The 26,904-nt window shown below is 33.5% G+C and carries 23 protein-coding genes; 15 read left to right on the top strand and 8 right to left on the bottom strand.

Annotated features, from left to right (window positions below):
• The first annotated feature begins 408 nt into the window (after positions 1–408).
• The 5 genes from AC1Q59_RS15370 to sda all read left to right on the top strand — a co-directional run bounded on the left by AC1Q59_RS15370 (position 409) and on the right by sda (position 5,055).
• The gene (locus tag AC1Q59_RS15370; protein ID WP_492366731.1) at positions 409–906 is read left to right on the top strand and encodes a hypothetical protein; all 498 of its coding nucleotides are present in this window, start codon (positions 409–411) and stop codon (positions 904–906) included.
• Positions 900–2,588: a helix-turn-helix domain-containing protein gene (locus AC1Q59_RS15365; protein ID WP_492366730.1), complete on the top strand. Its 1,689-nt coding sequence runs from the start codon at positions 900–902 to the stop codon at positions 2,586–2,588. Before AC1Q59_RS15370 ends, AC1Q59_RS15365 begins: the two co-directional genes overlap by 7 nt.
• 711 nt (positions 2,589–3,299) lie before the next feature.
• A complete protein-coding gene (locus AC1Q59_RS15360; RefSeq protein WP_492366729.1) occupies positions 3,300–3,860 on the top strand; it encodes a MarR family winged helix-turn-helix transcriptional regulator in 561 nt (186 codons plus the stop codon).
• Positions 3,861–3,923: 63 nt separating this feature from the next.
• Positions 3,924–4,394 (top strand): hypothetical protein, encoded by a 471-nt coding sequence (locus tag AC1Q59_RS15355; RefSeq protein ID WP_492366728.1) that lies wholly within the window; start codon positions 3,924–3,926, stop codon positions 4,392–4,394.
• Between the two features lie 487 nt (positions 4,395–4,881).
• Positions 4,882–5,055, top strand: a complete 174-nt coding sequence (gene sda, locus AC1Q59_RS15350) for a sporulation histidine kinase inhibitor Sda (protein ID WP_492366727.1) — start codon at positions 4,882–4,884, stop codon at positions 5,053–5,055.
• 694 nt (positions 5,056–5,749) lie between these two features.
• Here sda and AC1Q59_RS15345 read toward each other — a convergent pair.
• From AC1Q59_RS15345 to AC1Q59_RS15325, 5 genes are all read right to left on the bottom strand, one after another.
• Positions 5,750–5,890, bottom strand: coding sequence for a hypothetical protein (locus AC1Q59_RS15345; protein ID WP_492366726.1), 141 nt, complete (start codon positions 5,888–5,890; stop codon positions 5,750–5,752).
• A 193-nt stretch (positions 5,891–6,083) separates the two neighbouring features.
• Positions 6,084–7,223, bottom strand: a complete 1,140-nt coding sequence (sat, locus tag AC1Q59_RS15340; protein ID WP_492366725.1) for a sulfate adenylyltransferase — start codon at positions 7,221–7,223, stop codon at positions 6,084–6,086.
• A 15-nt stretch (positions 7,224–7,238) separates the two neighbouring features.
• Positions 7,239–7,847 carry an adenylyl-sulfate kinase gene (gene cysC, locus AC1Q59_RS15335; protein WP_492366724.1) on the bottom strand — a complete coding sequence of 203 codons (609 nt, stop codon included), beginning with the start codon at positions 7,845–7,847 and terminating at the stop codon, positions 7,239–7,241.
• Positions 7,848–8,195: 348 nt separating this feature from the next.
• Positions 8,196–9,410 (bottom strand): S8 family peptidase, encoded by a 1,215-nt coding sequence (locus AC1Q59_RS15330; RefSeq protein ID WP_492366723.1) that lies wholly within the window; start codon positions 9,408–9,410, stop codon positions 8,196–8,198.
• A gap of 146 nt (positions 9,411–9,556) precedes the next feature.
• Positions 9,557–11,320, bottom strand: coding sequence for an SLC13 family permease (locus tag AC1Q59_RS15325; protein ID WP_492366722.1), 1,764 nt, complete (start codon positions 11,318–11,320; stop codon positions 9,557–9,559).
• Between the two features lie 950 nt (positions 11,321–12,270).
• Here AC1Q59_RS15325 and wecB point away from each other — a divergent pair.
• The 9 genes from wecB (at position 12,271) to AC1Q59_RS15280 (ending at position 20,751) form a co-directional block, all read left to right on the top strand.
• The gene (gene wecB / locus AC1Q59_RS15320) at positions 12,271–13,362 is read left to right on the top strand and encodes a non-hydrolyzing UDP-N-acetylglucosamine 2-epimerase (RefSeq protein WP_492366721.1); all 1,092 of its coding nucleotides are present in this window, start codon (positions 12,271–12,273) and stop codon (positions 13,360–13,362) included.
• A complete protein-coding gene (locus tag AC1Q59_RS15315) occupies positions 13,355–14,341 on the top strand; it encodes a polysaccharide biosynthesis protein (protein ID WP_492366720.1) in 987 nt (328 codons plus the stop codon). The genes wecB and AC1Q59_RS15315 overlap by 8 nt, the downstream gene beginning before the upstream one ends.
• 1 nt (position 14,342) lies before the next feature.
• Positions 14,343–15,170, top strand: a complete 828-nt coding sequence (locus AC1Q59_RS15310) for a dTDP-4-dehydrorhamnose reductase family protein (protein WP_492366719.1) — start codon at positions 14,343–14,345, stop codon at positions 15,168–15,170.
• Entirely contained in the window at positions 15,158–16,063 is a 906-nt protein-coding gene (locus tag AC1Q59_RS15305; RefSeq protein WP_492366881.1) for an NAD-dependent epimerase/dehydratase family protein, read from the top strand. Before AC1Q59_RS15310 ends, AC1Q59_RS15305 begins: the two co-directional genes overlap by 13 nt.
• Positions 16,064–16,089: 26 nt before the next feature.
• On the top strand, positions 16,090–17,298 hold the full coding sequence (locus AC1Q59_RS15300) for a glycosyltransferase (RefSeq protein ID WP_492366718.1): 1,209 nt from the start codon (positions 16,090–16,092) through the stop codon (positions 17,296–17,298).
• A gap of 15 nt (positions 17,299–17,313) precedes the next feature.
• The gene (locus AC1Q59_RS15295; protein ID WP_492366717.1) at positions 17,314–18,087 is read left to right on the top strand and encodes a sulfotransferase domain-containing protein; all 774 of its coding nucleotides are present in this window, start codon (positions 17,314–17,316) and stop codon (positions 18,085–18,087) included.
• A gap of 111 nt (positions 18,088–18,198) precedes the next feature.
• A complete protein-coding gene (locus AC1Q59_RS15290) occupies positions 18,199–18,978 on the top strand; it encodes a sulfotransferase family 2 domain-containing protein (RefSeq protein WP_492366716.1) in 780 nt (259 codons plus the stop codon).
• A gap of 703 nt (positions 18,979–19,681) precedes the next feature.
• On the top strand, positions 19,682–20,113 hold the full coding sequence (locus AC1Q59_RS15285) for a hypothetical protein (protein WP_492366715.1): 432 nt from the start codon (positions 19,682–19,684) through the stop codon (positions 20,111–20,113).
• Between the two features lie 491 nt (positions 20,114–20,604).
• Positions 20,605–20,751, top strand: a complete 147-nt coding sequence (locus tag AC1Q59_RS15280; protein ID WP_492366714.1) for a hypothetical protein — start codon at positions 20,605–20,607, stop codon at positions 20,749–20,751.
• A 579-nt stretch (positions 20,752–21,330) separates the two neighbouring features.
• Here AC1Q59_RS15280 and AC1Q59_RS15275 read toward each other — a convergent pair.
• The gene (locus AC1Q59_RS15275) at positions 21,331–23,103 is read right to left on the bottom strand and encodes a glycosyltransferase (RefSeq protein WP_492366713.1); all 1,773 of its coding nucleotides are present in this window, start codon (positions 23,101–23,103) and stop codon (positions 21,331–21,333) included.
• A 180-nt stretch (positions 23,104–23,283) separates the two neighbouring features.
• Between AC1Q59_RS15275 and AC1Q59_RS15270 the strand changes: the two genes are divergently transcribed.
• Positions 23,284–24,060 (top strand): glycosyltransferase family 2 protein, encoded by a 777-nt coding sequence (locus AC1Q59_RS15270; protein ID WP_492366712.1) that lies wholly within the window; start codon positions 23,284–23,286, stop codon positions 24,058–24,060.
• Between the two features lie 454 nt (positions 24,061–24,514).
• Here the strand turns inward: AC1Q59_RS15270 and AC1Q59_RS15265 are convergent, their stop codons facing one another.
• The gene (locus AC1Q59_RS15265) at positions 24,515–25,390 is read right to left on the bottom strand and encodes a glycosyltransferase family 2 protein (protein ID WP_492366711.1); all 876 of its coding nucleotides are present in this window, start codon (positions 25,388–25,390) and stop codon (positions 24,515–24,517) included.
• A 93-nt stretch (positions 25,391–25,483) separates the two neighbouring features.
• The coding region (locus tag AC1Q59_RS15260; protein ID WP_492366710.1) for a hypothetical protein at positions 25,484–26,904 on the bottom strand (1,421 nt) is incomplete at its 5' end.

Below are 26,904 nucleotides of genomic sequence, written 5' to 3'. Positions count from 1 at the left end.
GATTGGTTGGTAGCATAGGGAAAAATAGAAAGGATCTTTTGCATTGTGAAAGCAAACGTCAGAGGTGCAAGGGGATGCAAAAAAACGTTCGTGTCAAACCAATAATTGGTTGATGGTAGAGGGAAAGGTAGAAAGGATCTTTTGCATTGTGAGAGCAAACGTCAGAGATGCAAGGAGATGCAAAAAAACGTTCGTGTCAAACCAATAATTGGTTGACGGTAGAGGGAAAGGTAGCAAGGTTCTATTGTATTGTGAGAGCAAAAGTCAATGATGCAAAGGGATGCAAAAAATGAAATGATGTATGGGGCTATGGGTACTTAGGAAGGGGGAAGCCGGTTAGAAAAATGTTGACAAATACAACAAAAATTACCCATAATTGTATTAATTCTAGAAAAAGAGGAAGTAGCTATGAGCTTTTTAGTAGGTGTTAAAGAGGCTGGAGAAGTATTGGGGTGGGATCGGAGAAAGGTATCAACCTATCATCTACGTGGTGTACTCCCAAAACCTGTGGCAAGCTTATCAAGTGGTCCAATTTGGTTTAGGACACAGATTGAATATTATAAGGATAGGAAAGAAAATAGTGATATTTATTATATTATTGACGACATTGTTTATGAATGTAAGCCTAATAATTCTTTGAAAGAAAGTATTCTTACACTGGAAGAAGTTAACCAATCTACATGTGAAAATTCTATTATATACAGGGAAAAAGATATCAATCATTTAAAATCATTGATTAAAAATAAGGACTCAATAGTTCAGTTTTTATCGTTTGAATCAATAAACTTTTTGCATGATATTGGTCTCCTAGAAACTGATATTTTTAGAGAATACATAGAACAGTACTTGCTGTACAAAAACACGGCTTTCATTAAGAATAAAAGGGGAGGTGAGGAACCATGGTAAGCACCCTGCAAAAGAAAGTGGAAGATGTGACAAAAGTTATTTTTCCAGAATACCCCGGGCTATCACTAAATTGGAACTTAGAAATTAGCCATCTTTTAAAACGAAGTGACTATCAGCCAACAGAATCTATTAAAGCGTTTTTCTTTATTATAGATCGGTTAGTAAAAGAGTATCATTTAGTATTTGAACAATTTGAGCAATGGGCTTCAGATTATAAGGATGAAATAAGAAATTTTGTTCTACCATATTTACAGCAGCATAAAGATACAATTGGTACATATTCCTTAAAGTCTGATAGCAAAGAAGTAGTTAATCAATTATTGAATCAAAGTTTTGTAGAGTCGGGTACTGCACTGCTAATCCATCGACTAAGAGAAACGATTAGTCAAAATAAATTTGATTTATCTTCTGAAATCCCAACTGCAAGGATTACAGAAAGAGTGTTAGAAGCTACTGCTCAATTAAGGGCCAAAGAAACCCAATTGGGAAGATTAAAATCAAACGAGGCATTTGAGCAATGGCAAAATCTTACTTCCCAAGCGATAAGCGCTATGGATGATTTAACTGCTGATATTTTCGATATCGTTTCTATTTTGTGGATGGAACAGGCAACTCATAAGGATCAGATGATTCATTTTCACACTGATGACGCCTTGAACTTAAGAAAAATTCGCGGCAGGAGCCAAGAACAAGACGGATACCAAACATCATATCGGAAAAAAGAAAGAGATGACATCATGAGAAGGCTGGCAGCTCTAACCACTATATGGATTAGAGTAGAACGAGGCAGTTTAAAATTTATTAATGAAGATCAGGAAAGTTTTGAGGAGATCGGCCAGGTGCAATTCAATCCTTTATTTGTTGTAGATAGTGTTACTGTTGCCTACAAGGGTGATACACCAATCGGGATTTATGAATGCAGCATTAGACCGGGTGAATTGCTTTCCAATTTCCTGTATGGTTCAAAAAAAAGCAGTGGACTACTGGCTTTAAAAACGCTTGAATATCATCCAGTTCGGCAAAAATATCATAAAAGGTTATCACGCTATCTTTCCTGGCAATGGAGGATCCGGCAAAAAAGTGCTGACTACTTAAGGGCCTATAATATTGGTGGTGAAAAAGGCTTATTAAATGTGATGGACATGGATGTTAATCCTCGGTATGGATCAAGGGTTAAAGAACAGTTTGAAGAAATATTAGATACCCTTCATAATGACGGGATCATCAGGGAATGGCGATATAAAGAGGAATCGATAGAAGAGGATATAGAGAAGACAAGAGATTGGTTTTCAAATATCTGGTTAAAAGCCAGTGTTCAGATTATTCCTCCGTCAGAAATCACAACCTTCAGAAATGATAAGGATTCACTAATAATTGATCAAGACTATGCCACAATGGACTTACCAACGGTTCTGGAGTGGTTTGCAAAGAGAAAAGTGGCTACCTCTATAGAAACAATTGAGGAGATAGAAGTGAACCCAGAGAATATGACGAAAGAAAGAAAGAGGCGCGGTTTGACCAAATCGGAGGCTGCAAAGGAAATAGGCATTTCAATCAGCACTTTATCCAGATATGAAAGAAATTTAATCAAGGACCCCGTTAAGGACAGCTTAAAGAAAATGAGGTTATGGTTAAATGGGGATAATAAGCAGCTAAGTAGAGCACAAGCATTGAGTAAATAGAGAGTAATCATAATGACGGACTGTGATTCCCTTTATTTTGATTGATTACATGAGCATCTATCTTTCAATAGGTCTGATTGCATGTATTCATAGACCCACGGACATTGTTGAATACCCCGCCTGCAATCACTGTGCATTGTAATGCTATCTTATAGTTGGAAAATCTCCAATGAATAACATTCACTCTTAAAGAGATCATGATTATTTTTACTTATTAAATAAAAGAAAAATATTTCATTGAAGTATGCGAAGGAAAGTCAAATCCATGTTTTAAATAAAGGGCTTATGATGTTGAAGCAAAAAAAGAACAACTTAACCAATAGCTAAAAGGACTGCCATGTAATCTCATTTGATTTTGGCAGTCTTTTCTTATAAACATAATAGGGTAGAGGACAAGAAGCTTTAAAAGTTTTTTTATGTTGTTATAATGAAATTCAATTTAATGTTTGAAAAATGTTAAGTGACTACGGTTGGTCCCTTAAAGAGCCATATAATGAATAAACTTTAAAAGAAATTATGGATATCTAATTTAGAGTTTAGAAGAGATGGTGAAGGTTCTACTTAAAGTAACGACAAAGGTAAATCTAATAATGAAAATTTCACATGTTCTCAACAAAATGACAAAAAATGCATTTGATTGAACCTTTCTAGCCTGAATATAAATTAAATTGGCTATAATGAGTTTTAAGTCATTTAAAGGAGCTTTCCTACATGAACGACATAGACAAATTAAAGTATAGTTATATCATAGTAAACATGGTCCGAGGTCTTCAATTTGGGATTGAAGAAAACTTACGGGCTTTAGCTAATAAGCTTGGAACAACCTATCCAGGACTTAGAATTCTATGGATTTTACAATATGAAAAACAAATGACAATCACAAGACTTTCCAAAATGGGATTGTGGGACATATCTACCACACAGAGAATAGTGACTAACTTACGTAAACGAGAATTGGTGGAAATAAATAAGAGTAAAGAGGATAGTCGAATAAGATTAGTTAGTTTAACCCAGAATGGGTGGAACTTGATAGAAAGTGCATATGATTACGCCTTACAGATGGAATTAAATCCCGATTTGGTTTGTGCTTTGGAAAAAGCCATGAATAAATATGGAGACGATGATTTTAGAAAGTTTATCGAGATAGGAATATATATGTGTACAGAGCTAATTAGTGAAGACTATGTGAACTGGGTTTATAATGTAATGGAGACCTCCTTAAAAAGAAATATTAAAGCACAAGGTAATAATAATAGTTGTGGTTGCAAATAATGTATTTAGATATTTGCAGCTGCAACTTTTATTTTGTTACAAGTCTTTTTTTAGGAGGTTATAATGAAAAACTCAAAATTAATTTATATAGCTTTGCTAATTTTGCCATGGCTAACTGTCCCCTTATTAGGGAGAAAATCATTTAGAAAATACTTACCAGCAGCGGTTTTTATGAGTACATTCACTAAAGCATTAGATTTATTCGGTGAAGAGAAAAAATGGTGGCGGTTTTATAAAGGAATACCACCTTTAGATAGTATGAATTTTTTTAATTTCGGCCCTTATCTTGTAACAAGTCTTTGGGTGTTAAAAATAACCTTTGGTAAACTTTTACTATATATAATTTCAAATACTATTCTTCACATTTGTTTTATCTATTTTGGAGGTCTGAGAATTGTAAAACACTATAAAATATTTGAATTAAAAAAGTTAACCAAATTTCAATATTTAATTATCGACTTATTTAGGGCATTAATTCTGTATAGTTTTCAATCCTTAATAAATAGGTCATTATTCGAAAAAGTCAAGTATTAAAAATGAACCGATCTCTCACTAGGCCTTTAAGATCATCGTTTATAATTTTTTAAAGTTATGGGAGTTTGTTAATGATTAACCTTTAAATTCAAAACCGTCACTCAAGCAGTTATTTCTCACTGTTACTGACATTGTATTTTGACAAGAAAATGACGAGATAGCTGTCCAAATTTGCTGGTTGTCCTTTCAAAAAAAAAAGAGGGAAGCCTATCCAAGCTTCCTTGATGTATTAATGTCAATTTCATAAATTTCATTTATCCTCAAATTCAGTTTTACTTGGTACGGTTCTATTTCAACAAATCATAATCGCTGAGTAATTATTTATAAAATTCATTCTAGCAATAGGTTGTGGAGGTTACTCATCCCTCCTCATTCAATCAAAAGTTTAAGCCCTTAGCCATCATACTTCATTACCACTGTTATTGTAAGGAGATATTTATCTTTTGATATGTTTCTCATTAAAAAAAACTAATTAAGGGGGGAATAAGTGCTGGATCCATTCCTTTTTGTGTCAAATGAAATATTACTAGCTTGTTACCATAAAGCTAAGGACAACAACTTTCCTGATGAAATTATCGGAATTTGGTTCGAAGAAATAAAAAAAAGAAATTTATCCGTTAATAAACCTAAATCCACAACACAACTAAAAAGAGTAAAGTAAATGGTGATAAATTAAGAAAAACCTTCAGAAATGATCTCTTTTTTATTACCAGTAAGAAGCTTTATGTAGGTTGACAAGATAGGTCAAGAGTTTTGTGTATTTGGTCTATTGAAAAATAATTTTCACTAGCTATGTCCCAGGCCTTTGAACGAAAGATAAATAATCAAACGGAGAAACGGGATCAGCAATGCTTACTGTCATTCGTGAGGTCCAAGAAATAAAAATACTCGTAGCGGTAGAGGAAGAAAAAAAGAAAAAGTGGTTCGAGTGTTGGAAATAAGATTACTCATTTAACTTGAAATTTCAATATAAATAGCCTGAATTTTCAGTGTTATAAGTGAGAATTTAGCCCTACTAGTGAAGGCTCAGCAGATTTGTCCCTGTTCACTTACTTAGTTATTTAACATTGTAAATCCGCATTTTCCTGATGATCCCCTAATAGGGCTATCATCAGGAAAATGGGTCCACTATGCTCATTATTTTATTATTAATAATCTGTTACACTCCATGCAATTTGCAAAAAAAAATTTGTTTAAGCAACGCCTTTTTACAAGGATTTGTCCGATAAGCCATACAGTACATTTAGTTTCATCTTTGACAGCATGGATGGACCATCACTGTTAAGATAATGCATATATTATCCCTTCTTTTTTAACTGTTTAATCAGTATTAAATGACGTTTTCTATTTCGGCTTCATTTATTTATACAACACTTGGACTTTACCCCTGAACTAAATCCTTCCTGATAGGCTAAACCCATAATCAGTACTTCTAATTCGGTAAGCTTTCTCCCTATAATATCTTCTATTTTAGTTCTAGTATCTTCAATTCCCATTGATTTTTATCTCCTTTCTTTAGTTGTTGTTAGGGAATCTTGTAAAGTATTTGCTGGGTTAATGATACCTTCTAAAGGCTAATATAAAGAATAAATAATCGCTTTTACATATTGTTAGTTGTTACAGAAGCCAGCTTTCTCTTTTAAATAAGAATAGATTTTAAGGAATTGGAATTATTAAAAGAACATTTATCTACGAATTTTTCAACCCATCGATTAGAACCTGAACTACTTCGGGACGACTAAACTGGGGAGGGGGGGTTACACCATTACGAAGCATTTCTCTAACTTTAGTTCCCGACAGGTGTAAATGATTTTCCTTAGTATGAGGGCATGTTTTACTTGTGGCCATATTATTGCATTTTTTACAATAAAAGCTATATTCAAAAGATAGAATGGTAATTCCTAAATCTTCTTTAGAAAACTGGTCAAATATTTTTTGTGAATCATATGTCCCGTAATAACCCCCAACTCCAGCATGGTCTCTCCCTACAATAAAATGAGTACAACCATAATTTTTACGAACTAATGCATGAAATATGGCTTCCCTTGGACCAGCATAGCGCATGGATGCAGTAAATACTGCTAACAGTATCCTGTTTTGGGGATAATAGTTTTTTATTAAGATTTCGTAACTTTGCATTCTAATATCTGCGGGAACATCATCGGATTTCGTTTCACCAACTAAAGGATTTAAAAAAAGTCCATCTACTATTTCCAATGCTGTTTTTTGAATATATTCATGGGCTCTGTGAACAGGATTTCTAGTTTGAAATCCAACGACTGTTTTCCATCCTTTTTTGATAAACTCATGTCTTACTTCTTTAGGGGATTTATAGTATTTTAGGAATTCAGTTTTTTTTGAAGGCATTTTGGTCAATATAATTGGTCCTGCAGCATATAAATTGGGTCTTTCCAGAAGTTTTTTAACCCCTGGATGATTGGGATCAGTTGTTTGAAAAACTTTATTCGCTTCTTTCATTTTATCTGGTCTATAAATTTCTTCTAATATTAGAACGCCATAACATTTATTTTTGTATTTTAACTTTATTTCATCCCCAATTTGTATCTTTTCTGCAGTTTCTTCAGTTAATGGCAAGGTAATTGGAATACTCCAGAGTGTTCCATTTTCTAGTCTCATATTTTCCAAAACTGACTCGTAGTCTTTCTTTCTAAGAAAGCCCGTAAGCGGGCTATAGGCTCCGTTTGCAATCAATTCTAAGTCGGATAAGGCCATTTTATCTAATTCAATTTCATTATTTAGGTGTGAAATATTATAATTAAAATTAATTTTATCGATTAACTTCCCCCCATGGGGAATGCTTGTTTCCATTCTATACCCCTCCTTTTATTGATTTTTGAGACGAATTTTATTATAGAGATATGACTTAATCTCCCCTACACATTCATCGATTGATAATTTATTTGTATTAATGGTAATTTCGGGATCTTTCGGTTCTTCGTAGGGAACATGAATCCCCGTAAACTGTTGAATCTCTCCCTTTCTTGCTCGTTTATAAAGGCCTTTTGGGTCTCGTGTTTCACATACTTGAATTGGACATTTTACATAAACCTCAACAAATTCATTAGGATCGAATAATTTCCTAGCTTGATTTCGATCCTCCTCGAAGGGAGAAATAAGAGCAGCGAGGACAACGATTCCCGAATCAACAAAAAGCTTACCAATTTCCGCGGTCCTCCTAATGTTCTCTTTACGATCTTCCTCACTAAAAGAGAGATTATTGTTAATTCCATGACGAAGATTATCACCATCTAATAAATATACGTGAACCCCTTCGTTATAAAGCTGATTTTGGAGAGTATTAGCGACAGTTGATTTTCCTGAGCCAGAAAGACCAGTTAGCCAAATCATTAAACTTTTGTGCCCATTCATTTTTTGCCTATCTTTTTTGGTAACAGTTGACTGATGCCAGAAGATGTTACTTATATTTCTCACCCTTTCCACATAGGTTCCTTAAATAATAAATTTAGGGAATACTATATTACTATGTTAAGTTCTTAGGTTTGTATATTAAACTTGCCCAATATTAACAGTTAAGTACAAGGTGTTTTATCTCCAGACATCTTGGGAAGTCTTAAACCAAGCCTTAACCAAAGAAAATTCTCAGTTATCTCGCCTTTAAGAAACAGTTATACCTAATCATGTTTAAGCAATTTAATTTAGAGTTGCAGAAAAATCAATGTTAATAGTTAATAACTCAGAGGGAAATTAAATTATAAATGAGCTAAATTGAGGAGTAAGTAGGCGTAGATATAATACTTTTTCATTAAACCTATAAATATTTTAAGAATGAATTTTGGTCGTCATTTGTAGTAGCTTCATTGCTAAAGAATATCCAGGAAAGTCTGGAGCGAAATAATTACTAGCCTCGATTAGACGAACCTTTACTGTATCTGGGGAATATGGTGGGTAGGCTTGTAGCAAAATTGCAACAAGACCTGAGGCAATTCCCGTTGCCATTGATGTTCCAGATAAGGTAAAATAATTAGTTCCAACACGATTATCTGGAAATTTATTAACTAAGGTAGAATTTGGCGATACAAGGGATGTGATATTTGTGCCAGGAACAGCTATATCTGGTTTAATAAAGCCATCTACAGTTGGTTTACTACTTGTATATGGTGCAGGTAAATCATCATTTAGGTTAGATGTATTTCTATCATTTGTAGCACCAATGGTTAGAATTAAAGGATCAAAACCGGGGGTATTAATAGTCCCTTCAGGCCCAGTGTTCCCGGCTGCAGCTATAACGACAATACCTGACTCCCATGCTCTTTCACACGCTTGGGCAAGCGGGTCGTTAATATATGAGGTAGATGGAGTTGCTCCAAGAGACAGATTAATTACGCGAATCCCCAACCGAATACGATTTTCAATTGCCCAGTTAATGCCAGCAATCACATCTGATACATTACCATTACCTTGCTCGTCCAGTACTTTTACGCCAACAATATTAGCTTCTGGTGCCACACCGCTGTATAATTTACTTGATGCCGCACCGTTACCTGCAATTTCTCCAGCAATATGGGTCCCATGTCCATTATCATCATATGGGATCGTTCTTCCGTTTACAAAATCAACAAAGTCAATAATTCGATTTGTAGGATGAATTAAGTCATAATGTCGGAAAACTCCAGTATCTAGAACTGCAACAGTCACACCTTTCCCAGTTAAACGATGTACAGTATTTGCACTTTTTGACTGAATAGTAGCTGTTGCAATATTTAAATTCACCTTGACAACGTAATTATGATGGACATAATTTACTTCTTGATGATTAATAAGCTTTATTAATGTTTCTCTACAAAACTTTCCAGTAATTTGCTTTAGTTCATGTAAGTGATATTCCGGCTTATCTAACTCTTTTAATGTACATAGTTTGGAAATATCAACATGACTACAGTTTTTATTTAAAACAACAATAGCATCTAAAATTTTTACGTTAGTGTTATTATGTTTTAGAAAATTATCGATTATCGGATCAATTTGTTTTGTCACTTAAATTACCTCCAATAAAATTAATATTCTGTATGAAGAGGAAATAATGAAATAAATTACATCTTTTTTTTACTCTTCATTATGAAATGACACTAATTGACTATTAATGTCCTTAGTAGTGGTCTAAACCAATCTAATTATAAATTTCACAGCCACTTTAAATACGCTATTAAAATAGTTAAACTCATACATATTAAACTTAGTGGAAACCCCACTTTAAAATAATCTGTAAATCTATAACCACCTGGCCCGTATACTAGCATATTCGTTTGATACCCTATTGGTGTTAAAAAGCTACAAGAAGCTGCGATAGCAGTAATCATGGCAAACATCATCGGATCAGTGTTTAATTGGATGGACAAAGAGTATCCTATTGGAAACATTAATGCAGCCGCTGCAACGTTATTGAGGACTTCAGTTATAATTAATGTTGTCAAATAAAATAAAACCAGCACCCCAACTACCCCTAAACTAGATTGAATTTCTATTAGAATCGAAGCAATTGTTTGTGCAAGTCCAGTTTTATCGATTGCCTTTCCAATTCCTATTGAGCTCGCCATTAAGATAATCACATTCCAATTAATTGCTTTAAATGCTTCCGTAACGGTTAATAACTTCGTTAATATCAAAACAACTGTTGCTATCAGGGTAATTTCAAAAGTTGATAAAAGTTGAAATGCAGGAGTAAGCATAATAATAATAAGTACCCCGAAGGTAAAAACTTTCCTGTGCCATGGAACTTTTTTTGATTGGATAACAGGAGATATAAAATGGAAGTCTTCAGAGTTAACCCACGATTTAATAAAATCATTTTTAGCAAGCAATAAAAGGATATCTCCTGGTTTAATCACAATGTTTCCTATCCCAGATGTGATTTGGTTGCCCTTTCTTTTAACTGCAACAATTGCAGCGTTATACCTTGAACGAAAATGACTATCCTTAATTTTTTTATTGATCAATGGGGAATTATGAGAAATGCTTACTTCATAAAGTGTTGCGTGATTAAATTTCTCATGTTTTAACTGGCCTGTGTAGGGTTTAAGGCCAAGTACCTCATTAATGTGCATCGAGCTAGCCAGATCTCCAGAAAAAACTAGAATATCGTCACATTGTATTATTTCATCATTTGGAGCAGGAAGGATTGCTTTTTCATTTCTAATTATTTTAAAAAGGTATAATTGGTTTAAGTTTCGAAGCATGGCTTCTTGAATAGTCTTACCAATTAATAGCGACCCCTTATCTACTACAAACATATGAATAGAATGATGCTGTTCATCTTCGAACTTTTCTCTATTATGACTTCTGTTAGGCAACAAACCTTTTCCAATAAATACAAAATATATAATTCCAGCAAGTGTCATTGGTATTCCAAAAATGGTGAAGTCAAAAAAGCGAAACCCTTCTAACCCTTTCTCTAATAAAAGGCCGTGTACAATTAAGTTTGTTGAAGTTCCTATTAAGGTAATGGTGCCACCCAAAATGGTAGCATACGATAACGGAATCATAAGTTTGGAGGGCTTAATATTATTAGAAATTGCCCAATTTTGGAGAGTTGGGATTAGCATTGTTACGATAGGGGTGTTATTCATTAGCGCTGAAAGAGAACTGACTGGTAGCATTAGATGAAATAAAATATGAGAAAGAGATTTTTTAGGTTTTAAGATTCTTTGTATGAGTTCATGCAAAATTCCACTTTTTGATATTGCGGAGCCAATAATAAACAGAAATGCTAAGGTATGAACCCCTGAATTTGAAAATCCACTGAGTCCTTCACCTACCGATAAAATACCAGTTAGGATGAGAATTGATAAGGCCAAGAATACTGTAAATTCTGGCAAAAACCACTCTTTAATTAATGCTATAAGCATGCAGGAAATTGTAATACATAAAATAATGGTATTAAGGTCCAAAATTATCTCCCCTGACATTTAAACGTATTATATATTTTTATGTAAGTATTCCCTGCTTGTACATAATATCGGCCCATAATTCAAATGAAATAAATTATAGTTGGCAAATATATTTCATCTCACATACTTTAGGTAAACTACTAAGCCTTAGCTGAATTACATCAGGCCAATGTTGACAACGGAAAAAATCCTATTCCAACTGAGAGGTTGGAAAAGTTTGAAGATGCAGGAAATCAAGGGAAGTAATACTGGCCCTTAAAGCGGGGTTACATAAAAGATGACAGGATCAAACAGTTCGCTTATTCTTTTCGTGCAGCTACTGCTAGAAGAGATATTTATCATACAAAACGATTCGATGGAATGACATCTGCAGTATAAATTCAATCCTTTAAAAGGTTAAAGTTGTTGTTACTTAAACAGAGTATTTAGAGCAAAAAAATCATCAGATTTTAATCGAATCACATTCTGATAAGAGGTGTTAGAAGAGGCTGCATGCCTTTATACATAAACAAAAAGTAAAAGAAATATATGCATGTCGAAAAGAATCCATTGAACAGATCTTTTGCGGATGAAAAAAAGGAACATGATATGCATGGACATAATTGCTCATGCAAGTTTGCCAATCGGAATGGGGGAGGCTCAACGATAGCAAAGATTAAGCATAATATGCAAAGCCAAACTCATTTTAAATATTTTTCTGAGAAAGAGTCTAGAAATAAAAAAGGCATTTGGGGAACATTCCCAAATGCCTTTTGACTTCAATTTTTAAGAGGTGAAATAAATTTCACCTTTTTTTACCTAAATCCTTAAAGAATTATTAAGGAAATATGCGGAATTTCATTAGTGTCCCTATTGATTTACAGCTATGCCTAGAGCAAAAAAGGCGACAGGGCATAACGTATAAAAAAAGAGGAAGTTTGTGACTTTTGAATTCAAATTGAGGTGAGATAGTGAAAATAATGACCATTTTAGGGACACGTCCAGAAATTATAAGATTAAGCCTTATTATAAAAAAACTTGATGAATATGCTGATAAACATTTGTTAGTGCATACAGGACAAAACTTTACATCCTCACTAAGTGACGTGTTTTTCCAGGAACTACAGATCCGTAAGCCTGATTATATTTTAATGAATCAACAATCGTCATTAGGAGTACAGTTAGGGACCATGTTCAAAAAATTAGAAACTATTTTATTATCGGAAAACCCTGATAAGGTTTTAGTACTTGGTGATACAAATAGCGGGTTAAGTGCGATTTTAGTAGAAAGAATGGGAATTCCAGTGTTTCATATGGAAGCTGGAAACCGTTGTTTTGATTTAGAGGTACCGGAAGAAAAAAACCGGCGTGTAATTGATGCAATATCGAGCTTTAATCTACCTTATACTCCTCAAAGCAAAGAAAACTTAATTAATGAAGGGCTCCCGCAAAATAGAATACTAACCGTGGGAAATCCTATTTTCGAGGTCTTATCAAATTTTAATACTGAAATTGAAGGGAGTACAATTCTTTCCAATCTTAACCTTAGGAAAAACGGTTATTTTTTGGTCACAGCCCATCGTTCCGAAAACGTAGATCATAAACAGCGTCTACTTGAAATTATGAAAGGAACAAACATGATTGCAGACACTTATAAAAAAAGGGTGATTTGCAGCATTCATCCTCGTACTAAATCTAAATTGGAGGGTCTTACCTCTTTCAATCTACATCCACTGGTTGAATTCCACGAACCTTTTGGCTTTTTCGACTTTGTTAAGCTTGAGAAGAATGCTCTTTGTGTACTTACAGACAGTGGGACGGTACAGGAAGAATGCTGTTTGTTTCATGTACCGACAGTTACAATTCGTAAAACGACTGAGAGACCTGAAACAATCGCATGTGGAAGTAATATGCTGTCCGGAATCGATGCTGATCAGATTTTAAACTGCGTTAGAGTAATGGTTAATCAGCCAAAATGCTGGAGTTATCCAGAGGGATATGATTATCCCAACGTATCAGATAAAGTTATTAAAATTATCCTAGGGGGCATGAAAGTTGTTTAATCATCAAACCATATTAATCACAGGGGGCACAGGATCTTGGGGATACGAGTTGGTAAGACAATTATTAACTTTTGAACCAAAGGAGATTCGTATTTTTTCAAGAAATGAATCAAATCAATTTACAATGAAACAAGAGTTTGATAGTAATCCAAAATTGAAATTTATTATTGGTGATATTAAAGAACTAGATGTTTTAAATGAGGCATGTCAAGGTGTTGATTATATATTTCACCTTGCGGCATTAAAACATGTTCCGGTTTGTGAATATCAACCTATGGAGGCCTTAAAAACAAATGTACTAGGAACACAAAATGTAATAGAAGCTGCAATAAATTGTAACGTAAAAAGAGTTGTATATATTTCAACTGATAAGGCATCGAATCCTTCCAATTTTTATGGTCTTTCTAAAGCGATGGGAGAACGTCTGATTATTCACGCCAATACTTTAAATACCAATACAAGATTTGTATGCATTCGTGGTGGAAATGTATTGGGGACAAACGGGAGTGTTATTCATGTATTTAAAAAACATATACAGGAAAAAGGGAAAATTGGCATAACCGATTTGGAAATGACACGTTTTTTCTTAACTTTAGAAGAAGCAATAAAATTAGTTTTTAAAGCAACATTTGAAAGCTTAGGCGGAGAAATCTTTGTGATGAAAATGCCGGCATGCAAAATTGTAGATCTTGCACAGGTTTTAATTGAAACTTCTGGTAAGAAGAATATTGAAATTGAGGTATTAGGCATTCGTCCTGGTGAGAAAATTCATGAATTGTTGCTTTCTGAATATGAGAGTCAATCAGCTATTGCTTATGACGATGAGTATTTCGTTATTTTGCCATCAATTAATATTAAAGACTTAAAGAAACATTATTCAAAGTATATGCCGGCTAATCTCATTAACTATAATTCTAGTAAAAATTTAATGAGTAAAGAAGAAATTAAAGAATTATTAAAGGAAGGCAGGTTTATTTAAAATGAATCTACTCATCCTCGGAGGAAAGGGTATGGCTGGACACATGATAACAGCCTATTTTAAACAAAAGTCTGATTATAATGTATTCTATACCTCAAGGGATAAAAATGATAAAGACGGAATCTTTTTGGATGTAACCGACACAACAAGGTTAGAAGAAGTTATAAATGCTATAAAGCCAGATATAGTAATTAATTGTATTGGTATTTTAAATGATAACGCTAGCAAAGATATTAATCTAGCCTTCCAACTAAATAGTCTGCTGCCTCATCAGTTAATTAAGTTATTAGACCGAATCAATGCAAAATTAATCCATATTAGCACTGATTGTGTTTTCTTGGGGACTAAAGGTGCTTATACGGAAAGAGATATTCCTGATGGGACTTCCGTTTATGCGAAAACTAAGCAATTGGGAGAAATCTTTTGTAATCCACATTTAACAATTCGGACTTCAATTATTGGCCCTGAACTTAAAGAAAACGGAATTGGTTTATTTTTATGGTTCATGAATCAAAAAGGAAAAATTAAAGGTTACGAAAATGTTTATTGGAATGGTGTTACCACTCTTGAATTAGCCAAGGCAATTGAAAAGATGATTAAGAAGGATATTACAGGTTTATACCACTTAGGTTCAAACAATAAAATATCCAAATATCAGCTGTTAAAGTTAATCCAGAAGACTTTTAGAAAAAATGATGTTGAAATTGTACCAGACACAGAAATTGTTCTAGATAGAACTATAAAAAGTACTAGAACAGACTTTATATATCCAATACTGTCATACGAAGAAATGTTATTGGAACTGAAAGATTGGATGTGTCAACAATGAATCGGCTACCGAAGGTGTTAATTACTGGAGCAAGTGGTTTTACGGGTCAACATGCATGTAGGTACTTTTTAAAAGCCGGATATGAAGTCATCGCGGTAACAAGAAGTGATTTTAATAAACCTCCAGGTACTCTAGTCGTAAAATGTGATCTTACAAAAAGGGAGGCGGTAAGGAACTTAATAAAACAAGCAAGACCCCAATTCATTCTTCATTTAGCAGGTCAAAACCATGTTGGGAGATCATGGAACGATCCTATTTCCACACTTGAAGCGAACGTTAATTCAACTCTACATTTAATTGAAGCTATCCGTCTTGAAAAACCAGATTGTAAAACTGTTATTGTTGGCTCGGCTCTCCAGTTTGATCCATCTAATCCTTCTACCCTAACTCATCCATATAGCTTTAGTAAAACACTTCAAATTTTAGCTGCACATGCATGGGAAAAACTTTACAATTTGCATATTGTGATCGCGAAACCTAATAATTTAATAGGTCCAGGACATTCAAACGGTGTATGTTCTATTTTTGCTAATAAAATTGTTGAAATGGAAAGAAATAGGGGAGAAGCCATTCTTGAGGTTAATAATCTTGGTGCACAGCGTGACTTTATTGATGTAAGGGATGCTGTTAGCGCTTATGAAATTCTTTTGGCTAAGGGAAAGTCTGGAGAAACCTACAATATTTCTTCCGGACATAGTTACTCCCTTGAAGATATTATCACTATATTCCAATCACTCACCACCGTAAATTTTACGATTAAATCAAATGAAAACAATAATGAGGAGAAGGTGGATACTCCTCCTTATAAAGCCTTGAATTTAGGCTGGAAACCGACTATTCCAATACAATCATCCCTGGAAGATATCTTAAACTTTTACAGACAAAATAATTAACGGTGATGTTAAGGAGAGAAGCCAAAATGAAAGATGTAGGAATTGTTATGCCTGTTTACAAACAGGATCCTTTGTACTTGGAGTTGGCATTAAAGTCCGTTTTGGACCAAAGCTACCCGAATTATCATTTTGTAATCGTCTCAGATGGTGCTCCGCCTGAAACTGTAGATGTGATTAAAGAAATGACGGAGGGGGATGAAAGGGTACATCTAATTCTTAAAAAGGATAACGAAGGTGTGGCGAAAACATTAAATATCGGTTTTGATTATTTAATGGGAATTGAAGAGGTTAAATATTTGACTTGGGTTTCAAGTGACAATATTTATTATCCTACTTTTGTAGCAAAACTAAAAAACGCATTAGAAACAGCACCCAATGATGTTGGTTTATCTTTTAGCAGCTTTAGGCATATCGATCGTGATGGTAACTTTTTAAAAGAACCTTCCTTAGAGCAATTTTATAAGTATCAAAACCAACCGAAAGAAAATCTCCTTGAAGTATGCTTCATTGGGGTTTCATTTATGTATAAAAGAGATTTAGCAAAAGAAATTGGTGGGTATAGACTTGAACCGGTCGAAGACTATGATTATTGGCTTAGGCTAACTGAGAAATGTGAAATTGTTTATATAGAAGATGTATTAATGGAGTATCGTAAAAATTCGCCATTAAGTTTATCAGCACAATTAAAAAGTTCAATTGATCAACATAGACGATGGAGATATGCCTTTAACTTGGCAAAACAGGAAGCAAGAAATCGAAGAAATATTCCCTTTATGTTAACAGTTATTTATCCAGTTGAAAATGGATCAGTACAAACCATTGAAAAATTAGAAGCGTTATTTGAACAAACATATAGTAATTATAAGGTAATTATCATAGATAGATCGGTTGACCAGTCTGCCATTAATGTACTAAAGCACATTGAAGACCCTCGAGTTAAATTTATAGCATTATCAGGGGCTTCTGAGGATAAAAGTATTCGCAGCGGTATGAAGGAGGCAGATACACCGTTTACATTAATCTATGGAAAAAGTGTGTTTCCTTCAACTAATACCGTATTATACAATTTTTTTAATTTCCATAACCATCTAACACAACAAAAAGTCATTAATAAAAAAGTAGTAATTTTTGATAAAGGAAAAGGCGCAATTGGTTATGCAGTGGTTCAATCTGAACAAGAATGGGTGTTTGGCCATCTTTATAATACTGGGAAGTTAGCTGAAATTTTAACGTAAAGGATGGATCTGGCTATGGGAGAAAAAAATATGCCGAAAATATTAATAAATTCTGTTCCTAAAAGTGGTACTAACCTTTTAGTTCAAATTATTAAAGGTATACCAGGGATTTTTCAAGATCAAAAGGTTTTTTATCAGAGTGAGAATTATTTAAAAGTGTTAGATATTAAACCAGGGGAGTTGGTAAGTAGCCATATTCCCAAAAATGAGGAATTTTCAAGGCAGTTAAAGTCACATTCAATCAAGCAATTATTTATTTACCGAGACTTAAGGGATATTGCTGTATCGCTGGTTTATTTTATAAACAATAAACTGCATGATCATCCACTGTTTCCGGTTTTTCAAAAACGTATACTAACATTTGAAGAACAGTTGAATACGGTAATCTGCGGTATTGAGTTGATAGGAGATGAAAAAAATAATAAATATGGCATAGAACGATATCCAGGAGTCTTTCACGAATATTTACCAATTTATAAATGGAAAGACGATCCTACTATCTGCAGTATGCGTTTTGAAGACTTGGTATGTAACGAAAACTCCAAAGACATTGAGATTCTTAAAATAATCGATTTTTTATGGGAGGATCTAGGGTACTTGAAGATGGATAAATATCATTTATTAAACATGATGAAACAAAATATTAATCCGGAAAAGTCTTGGACATATCGTAAAGGGTTAATCGGAAACTGGAGAAATGAATTTACAGCAGACAATAAAAATAAATTTAAAGAGGTTACTGGTGAATTTTTAATTAAATATGGATATGAAAAGAACAATGATTGGTAGCTACTTAAACAAAAATTTATCTAAACCAACTATCATTACTATTTAAAAATGGATGAATGTACAACAAAACTGATTCCGGTACATTTTTTAAAAAAGAGGAGTGGATTAAAAATGGATAGTCAAAAACGGGAGCAACTTGCTTCAAAATTAATAACCCCAATACTACCATTATATGAAAAAGATTTTCCGTTAATATTTTTTTGGAGTCCTAAATGCGGGTGTACTTCACTAATAAGGTGGTACTTCTTCCAAATAGGATTACTTCAAAATGCACTCAATTATAACCCTTGGGTTCATTTCTATAGAGAAGAAGTTTATGAAAAAAAAGAAAATTATAAGCTTCTAGTAACTCAGGAACTTTTGAATGCAAAAAAAGATGTTTATAAACTTGTTCGTAACCCCTATCAAAGAGCAGTTAGTTCATTTTTTACAACACTAAACAATAAACATATTATGGATAAGGTCCATCCAACAGGCCTTAGCAACAGTCTATCGTTTAAACAATTCTTATATCAAATAAAAGGAATTGGAGTTAAAAAAGAATTAATAGATATTCACATTGCCCAACAATATATTGATGAAGAAGAAGTATTTATTAAAAATCATGTGCACTTAGAACAGTTCACAAATGAAATTAGAGAAATTGAAAAAAGGTATAATTTACCGGAATCTCCTATTTCAACAATCATTAAATCTCCCCACCATAGAACACATAAAATGACTGATAAAGGTAAACAAAACTTTGCAGAGGTTAAAATGTCCCAAGAAACATTGGGAGGACCCTTGCCATGGTACCAAAATTTTTATGATAAGGAAACAATAGATTTAGTAAGAGAGTTATTTAAAAAGGATTTTGAAAAATATGGTTACAATAAAAATATCATAAGTTAAATTTACTAAAAAGATTTTAGTTCTTACAACATGGGTTTTAAAAGAGTGATATAAAAAATTTATTTTAAAAATCCACTTGGGAGTCCCCACATTTCCAAATCTTCATAAAACAATTGGTTCGGCATTCACTTAGAAATGAAACTAGCGTCAATGACACTAATGCTTTTCTCCAAAAAGGAGAAGAATCCTCCTCATACATTTAATCAAACACTCTTTATTTCATAAAATTACTGATACAATAATATGGTTTCATGTTGGGGATGATTCCTGTATATCTGGGGGAAGATAATACTTTTATGGGAAACGTCTTTTTCATTCTAAGGAATTATTGGGGCGACGTATTTTACATTATTTCTAGACATAATCACGTCTAATTCTTAACAAGCAATCCCCAACTTTTAGTATTTTAGGATGGCAATAACAGAGTCATAAAAGAAAAATAGGGGAATCAGGAGAGAGAGTTAATAAAACCGTGGGAATTAAATTGCACTAAAGGGGAACTGATCTTTCATTAAGTAAATTAAAAAGGTTAAAAGTGGATAAAGCGAATGGGATTGTAAATTCTGTTCGATACATCATCAACACGCGTTCATTAAGACTTACTGATTAAGGTGTATTAATTCCTTAATTTGTGTTAATGTACAAGCAAAGATTCTATAAAGGCATAAAATAATGTAATATATTTTGAAAGGGGGGGAAGATTATGTCAAACTTGCTAGATGCTAGAACTTCCCAAAATGCAAGCTATGCTAACTCAATTAGTATTCCTGTTACTACCACTCCACAGTTATTTGCGCAGTTAACCCTTGACACAACAGGTGCCACACGAAATCTCCGTACACAAATTACTGGAACAGCAGCTATTCAACTCCCTTTAATTCCAGTTCTAAGTTCCGTTATTGTTACAATAGTAAGAGGGACAACCCCATCCGATATTATTATCTATTCAGTACGTGATGTTCTTGACACATCCATTGTCGGGCCTCAAGTAATATCATTTACTGCCTCTGATTTTAATGTTCCTATTACAGCCAATAATAGGGTCGTCTATACTGCCTTTATAAGTACGGATGCGGCGGCTGGGGTAACACGAGTAGGACCAGAGAGTTTTAATGCGACAATTTACTCGGAATAAATAATCCAATCCTGTAATCGAGTATATTAATTCTGACAACTTTTTGTATTTTTAGGGTAACTCAGATACTTCAATTTACCCCTCTAACTACGTACTAATGTTTTAGTAAAGTAGTTCGGAGGGGTGTTTAATTTGTAAATCAGTCACGATTTTTGGAATTAGTTCCGAATACATTGTTCACTTTTAGAAGAGATATTTCTTTCAGTGAAAATTTAATAAGTGAGATACTGTCTAAATTTCGGGGGTTAATTTGCCCCTAAAGCCTAAAGAGCAGGACTTTAAAATAGTTTGTAGAAATATATATAATAAACTCAAATACGAGGAGGATAATTATGAAAGTTATAAAAGAAAATCGTGAATATGGTATTTTTCTATTAGATGACGGGTTTTCTATTGTGCATCCAGCATGACCTACTAACATTTGGAACATCGGTGATGTTCGAGATATTGAAACAAGAAGAAAGCTTTCTGATGATGAAGTTAAAAAGTATATGAACTTGATTGAACCCGAAATTCCTTGGGAGAAAGCAAGGGAAAAACTATGGAGAAGTTGTTCCTCACTTGGTGATCCTGGAACAAAAGAAAAGGAAAAAAATATCCAAACCGCAATACTTGAACAAGGTAAAAATATTGTATAGTAATATCAAGAAATTTTTATAACTTTAGAAAAGTGACTTATCTAAAAAAACATTACTCGGATTAAAAGTAGTATTTTTAATGAAAATATTCACTCAAACAAACAGTGGCGTTAGCATTAATAATTTAAAAACGATTCCTAACGTTACATGGGGAATCGTTTTTTTATGCTGTGATTTTCTTACCTTTGTAAACCCGGTTTGTAAGTGGGGGAGTTCACTTAACAAGGGGTTTACAAAGTGGGGTATTCTTCCTTTCCTATCTGTGTTCTTCTCCCATGAGCATGAAATGATGAAGGAATTTCGTCATATTATGCTTATGGTCATTAAAGGTAGTGGGGAAGCAGAAATTCTTGAAATTAACATCAACTGATTAGTTTGAAGGTCGGACCTGATTTAAATAGTTTGGAAATATCCACTTTTTAATACCTTTATACCAATGATTAATATACGTAGGAACAATGTGAAAAAACAGCTGAGAAATGTGTTAATTTAGTCTCATACCGTTAGGGTATAACGAGGTTGCTATTGTAGAATACCCCTCTTAATTTACTAATTGGGGCCTTTTTTAAATGTTAAAAGTTACCTATTCTGCTGAAGCTGTTTAATCATATTAATAAAGTTCATAGCATAGTTTTCGGGGGAGAAGTTTTCTTCAATATGTTCAACACCTTTTTGCCTTATTGATTCCCTTAGTTGGGAGTTTTCTAATAATTCCTTTCCCTCTTGAACTGCGTTCATTATGTTTCCTAATTCAAAAAATTTTCCGGTTACGTTATGAGTTATGAAGCTGCGTACTCCATCTGAATCCGTTGATAGGACAGGGCATCGACAGACCATTGCTTCAAGAACCGCATAACCGAAGCCTTCAACCTTTGACGTTGAACATAGAAAGCCACCGGAATCTCCAATAATCGAAAAATATTCCGCCATTTTGTTGTGAGGCTGATTTGCATATATTGTAAGATGGGGTCGAAGACTTAGTTTAGAGATTTTCTTTTCAAATTCTAACCTTACCTCTTTCGTTGATAGGGTGTTATCTTCAAACATCCATAATTTTATTGCAGGGTATTCTTGAATTAATTTTGAACCGATTAAAAGGAATTCCCTCCAATTTTTATTTTCTTCCAACCTCCCAACCCAACCGATAATCGGGTTATCTTGTTTAGGTAGTACCTGATACTTAAATTCCTTAGTATTAAAGCAATTGTGAAAACAAAATTTCTCCTTTGATCGAAAATATGTTTCGAAAGCTTTAACTAGATGGGGAGTTTTAGGATATAAAATTCCATCACAAAATCTGTCAATAATAGAATTCGCATGTTCCTTTAAAAACTCTTCAGCATACTCTTTATTAAAACCTAATCCCTGAACCTCATATATAATTAAACCCAGGTAACCTAATTTTCTCAATCTTTGCAGCATGAGTAAATCTGAACCAACCACAATAGCAGTATAATTTCCATTTCGAATAATTTCTTTTATTCTATTATCGTCGTTTGTGACAAAGATGCGGGCATTAGTTTTATTATGCAGTCCTGCTCCTGGCTGGGTATATAAGAAATCACAGTTCAGTCCTTGTTGACTTAGTGCATAAAAGCGTTGTCTATTTAAGGTTTCTACACCACCACTTGGGATAAAAAAGGTAAACAAAATATTCATATTTGAATTTTTACTTTTAGGAACTATCCATTTTGCACCGTCAATGGTTCCATGATTGTTATTCCCGCTTAAATCATGTGCAATATTTCCTGTTCCTTCATCTAACTTCCAATATCCACAAAGATTTTCTTCATTCCCTTTAAGTTCCTGATTCATACTTTCTGAGATCTCTTTCTCTGTTTTTGCTATATCCCAGATTCGAATATCTTTTAAACATCCATGATAAAAACCAAAGGAACTGTTGCCTCCAAATATTGCTGAAGGCAATAATGTCGTTTTTTCACTAATTCTTCCTTTCTTTGCGATTTGGCCATTAATAAATAGGGTAGGCTTTTTATTGTTATAAACCACAGCAACATGAATCCATCCACTTAATGGACTTTCATATACTAAGGTAGAAGGTAAATGATTTATCGTATGTTCATAGATGGAGATACCATTTGTTCCGACGGATACACCGACTCCGGCTTGTGAGGGGTCCTCATTTTGATACGCACCAAAAACAGGCACAATTGCAAATTCTTGATCAGATAGTTTTGATATTCCGCTTCCTGATTCTTCTCCAATATCCTGTTCCTTTTCTGGCTTTGCCCAAAATTCAATAGTAAATGTGTTTTTAATGTTAGAGAGCAATATATTTCTAGTCCTAATTTGATTGTTGCCCCGAAAAGAAAGATGAATGCCTTGTGCCATCGTGACACCTCCTATAATGGTCTATAAATTAGGATTAAACCCTTTTCCTATCTAAAAAAATCCCCAAGTCTGTAATATCTCAAAGAGCCCAGCGTATATATTTAGGAAGTTTAGTAACCTCTTTTATATATTTTAGTACGAAAATAAAAAACAAATTGTGTATAGAAGGGAATTAGTGTAATGAAAAATAATAAAAACCGAAGAACATATTCCCACAATTTCGATAAACATTCGGAATTGGTTTCTATTGTTATTCCATTCTATAATTGCAGTTATGTTGATAGTGCAGTTATGAGCGCCTTAAAGCAAACATATAAAAATATTGAAATCATTGTTGTAGATGATGGATCAACGATACATGTCGAAAAACTTAACCCTTTTATGGAAAAAATAATCTATATTAAAAAAAATATAAATGGAGGTACGGCTACAGCTTTAAATGAGGGAATAAAGAGGGCTAGTGGAAGTTATTTTGTTTGGTTAAGTTCAGATGATCTGTTGCACCCTTCTAAGGTTGAAACACAGTTAAATTTTATGAAACAACAAGCAGCATTATTCTCATTTACAAATTTTAATTGGATTAATAAAAAAAATATACCAATAAAACTTTCAGTCAGCCCAAAATATCCCAATAAAATCTCATTTTACCAAGACATGATGAGAAGATGTCCAATAAACGGTTCCACAGTGATGATTAAGTTGGAACTTTTCGATGATGTTGGTTTATTTGATGAAAAAATGATTTATACCCATGATTACGATTTATGGAATCGAATTGTTTTGAAATATGATATGCCTTTTTTGGATCAACCCCTTACTCTATATAGAATCCACGAAGATATGGGAACTAGAAAGTTTACTGAGGAGATAAAAAAAGAAGTAGATATTATTCAAAATCGTTACAGAGGAAAACTTAACCAGTTAATTTTAGGGTTCAATAGGAATATTCAAAAATAATAAAACCCAACTTCCACAAGTAAATTTGGACACAAATTGGCCGACTCTTGATACAGAAGTTAGGTTCTAGAATGAAGGAATACATTCCACAGTCCACCTTATCTTTTACCCACTCTTGTCATAGAATTGATTCAAGTTTGGACATGGGGAGCCGACATAGATAATGTAGCTTTTTTCAGGGAACAAGGAACAGGCATTTTAGCTATACTTACATTTTTGATATCTCCTAAAGAGGAACTTGGTTTAGCAAAAGAAGTTCTTTATGACAATATCGCTTAGAGCCTAAAAAGCCTCTGCTGTTATGAAATAGCACCGCAAGCCGTCATTTTCATAACAGTAGAGGTAGGTCTCTTCATGTTTTAAGTGGGGCCAGAACGTGTCACTGGTGGATAAAAAAAATGCAATGTTGGTCTGTATACTGCTAGCAATCATAGAAAAGATGGAGTTTTTATTTTTAAAAATCTATCCTAAATTTATTAAAATACCAATCGTCATTATGCTTCCGTTTCTTATGGTAAAATAATCTTTGCTTATTTACACCATCTTGAATAACTTCCGATTCTATTTTTGTAACCTTGTTGTTTAAAATCATTTTTTTGCATTTTTGTATACGCTCGTGGTTGAAATGAGAGTAGGCCATCCTTAACAAATTATAATAAACATCATCATAACTTACTTTGTATGGGTGTGCCTTTCTGAAGAGATGTAGAACTTTTACGTTTGGTTGACAGTGGCAGCGATATCCGAATAACCATAATTTTATAGACAATTCTACATCCTCATGCCCCCAAGTTCTAAAGCCAGTATCAAACCCCCCCACATTATCAAAGACTTCTTTTGAAATGGAAAAACATCCACCGGGTAGTACAGCTGTTTCAAAGAGATGGGTTTGTTTTGTATTCCACTTTATTCCAAGATGGAATTTTAACGTTTGCCCATAACCAATAAAATCAGGGTTTTCAAATGAAGCAATGGCAGGTGAAACTGCGTCTGATTTGTTTGCAATCAATGGTTCTAGTAAACGGTCAATCCACCAATCTTCAAATTGGAGGTGTGCGTCACAAAAGATTAAATATTTTCCCTTAGCTACTTTTGCTCCTAGGTTACGTGCATTTGCTGCCCCTAAACCATGTGTTTCAATAAGTGAAATATTGTTATTTTGATTGTTAATAAGAAATGCGCAACAATCATCTGTTGAACCATCATTAACCACAATAACTTCAAAAAGGTAATTAGTTTTTACAGAAAATAATGAGTCGAGTGTCATTTTTATATTATCCCCTTCATTTTTGGCGGGGAAGATAATAGAGACAAAAGGGCTATTAACCAAAATGGCACCTCACTTTATTTTACAATTGTCATATATTTAAGGGAATATTTGTTTTCAAGTAAAGATACAGAAACTCCCAAGATAAAATGGAATTCATTTTTTAAATTTAAAAGGGTTTATTGTGTTTCCTTGGTTAGCATGCGTATTATAAAGTGGATTCTTTTGATAAAACATGTTTAGAGAATTACTTACTTGGTTTGATCTGTTTAAATCAGAAAAATCACTTTTTCCTATTGGGGTAGAAATTATACTGCAATCTTTGGATGAAGGTCTGGTCATATTATGCATTTGATTCGACTTTAATTGAAGGTCGGGAAATGAATTATTTTTTTGATTAGTTGATGATATGTTGTTTGAAAATTTGAAATTGGCGGATTGTTTTTGGGATTCCCTTTTTTGTTTATTATTTTGTGTTCTAGCAATTTTTGAAAAGAAATCATCAAATTTTTTTTGTGGATTAATTGTACTATTGTTCAGATTGGGGTGGGGGATTTGACTTTCATTGCTTTTTTCTTTGTCTAATAAGTTAATACGTTTTTCCTTTTCTTTTAAAGAGAAATCGGAAATCTTATTATTCAAAATTTCAATCTTCTGTACATACTCACTTTGTTTAGCTTTTTCCTCAGCGAGCAGCTGTTTCATTTGATTAAACTGCTCAGACAGTTCTTGTTCTTTTGAAGAGAAACCGGAAATCTTATTATTTAAAGTTTCAATCTTCTGTACATACTCACTTTGTTTAGCTTTTTCCTCAGAAAGCAGGAGTTTTATTTGATTAAGCTGCTCAGACAGTTCTTGTTCTTTTGAAGAGAAACTGGAAATCTTCTCGTTCAAAATTTCATTTTCCTGTACATACTCACTTTGCTTAGCTTTTTCCTCGGAAAGTTGAATTTTCATTTGATCAAGTTGCTCTGTAAGTTCTTGCTCTTTTGAAGAGAAACCGGAAATCTTATTATTCAAAGTTTCAATCTTCTGTACATACTCACTTTGTTTAGCTTTTTCTTCAGAAAGCAGGAATTTTATTTGATTAAGCTGCTCAGACAGTTCTTGTTCTTTTGAAGAGAAACTGGAAATCTTCTCGTTCAAAGTTTCAATCTTTTGTACATACTCACTTTGTTTAGCTTTCTCCTCAGCGAGCAGCTGTTTTATTTGATTAAGCTGCTCAGACAGTTCTTGTTCTTTTGAAGAGAAACTAGAAATCTTCTTGTTCAAAATTTCATTTTCCTGTACATACTCACTTTGCTTAGCTTTTTCCTCGGAAAGTTGAATTTTCATTTGATCAAGTTGCTCTGTAAGTTCTTGTTCTTTTGAAGAGAAACCAGAAATCTTATTATTCAAAGTTTCAATCTTCTGTACATACTTACTTTGTTTAGCCTCTTCCTCGGAAAGCAGAATTTTCATTTGATTCAGCTGCCCTGTAAGTTCTTGTTCTTTTGAAGAGAAACTGGAAATCTTCTCGTTCAAAGTTTCAATCTTTTGTACATACTCACTTTGTTTAGCTTTTTCCTCGGCGAGCT

The organism is Cytobacillus sp. MT66, from assembly GCF_058792595.1.
Note: the sequence above shows the minus strand (reverse complement) of the source record. Positions and strands in the feature narration are given on the sequence as shown.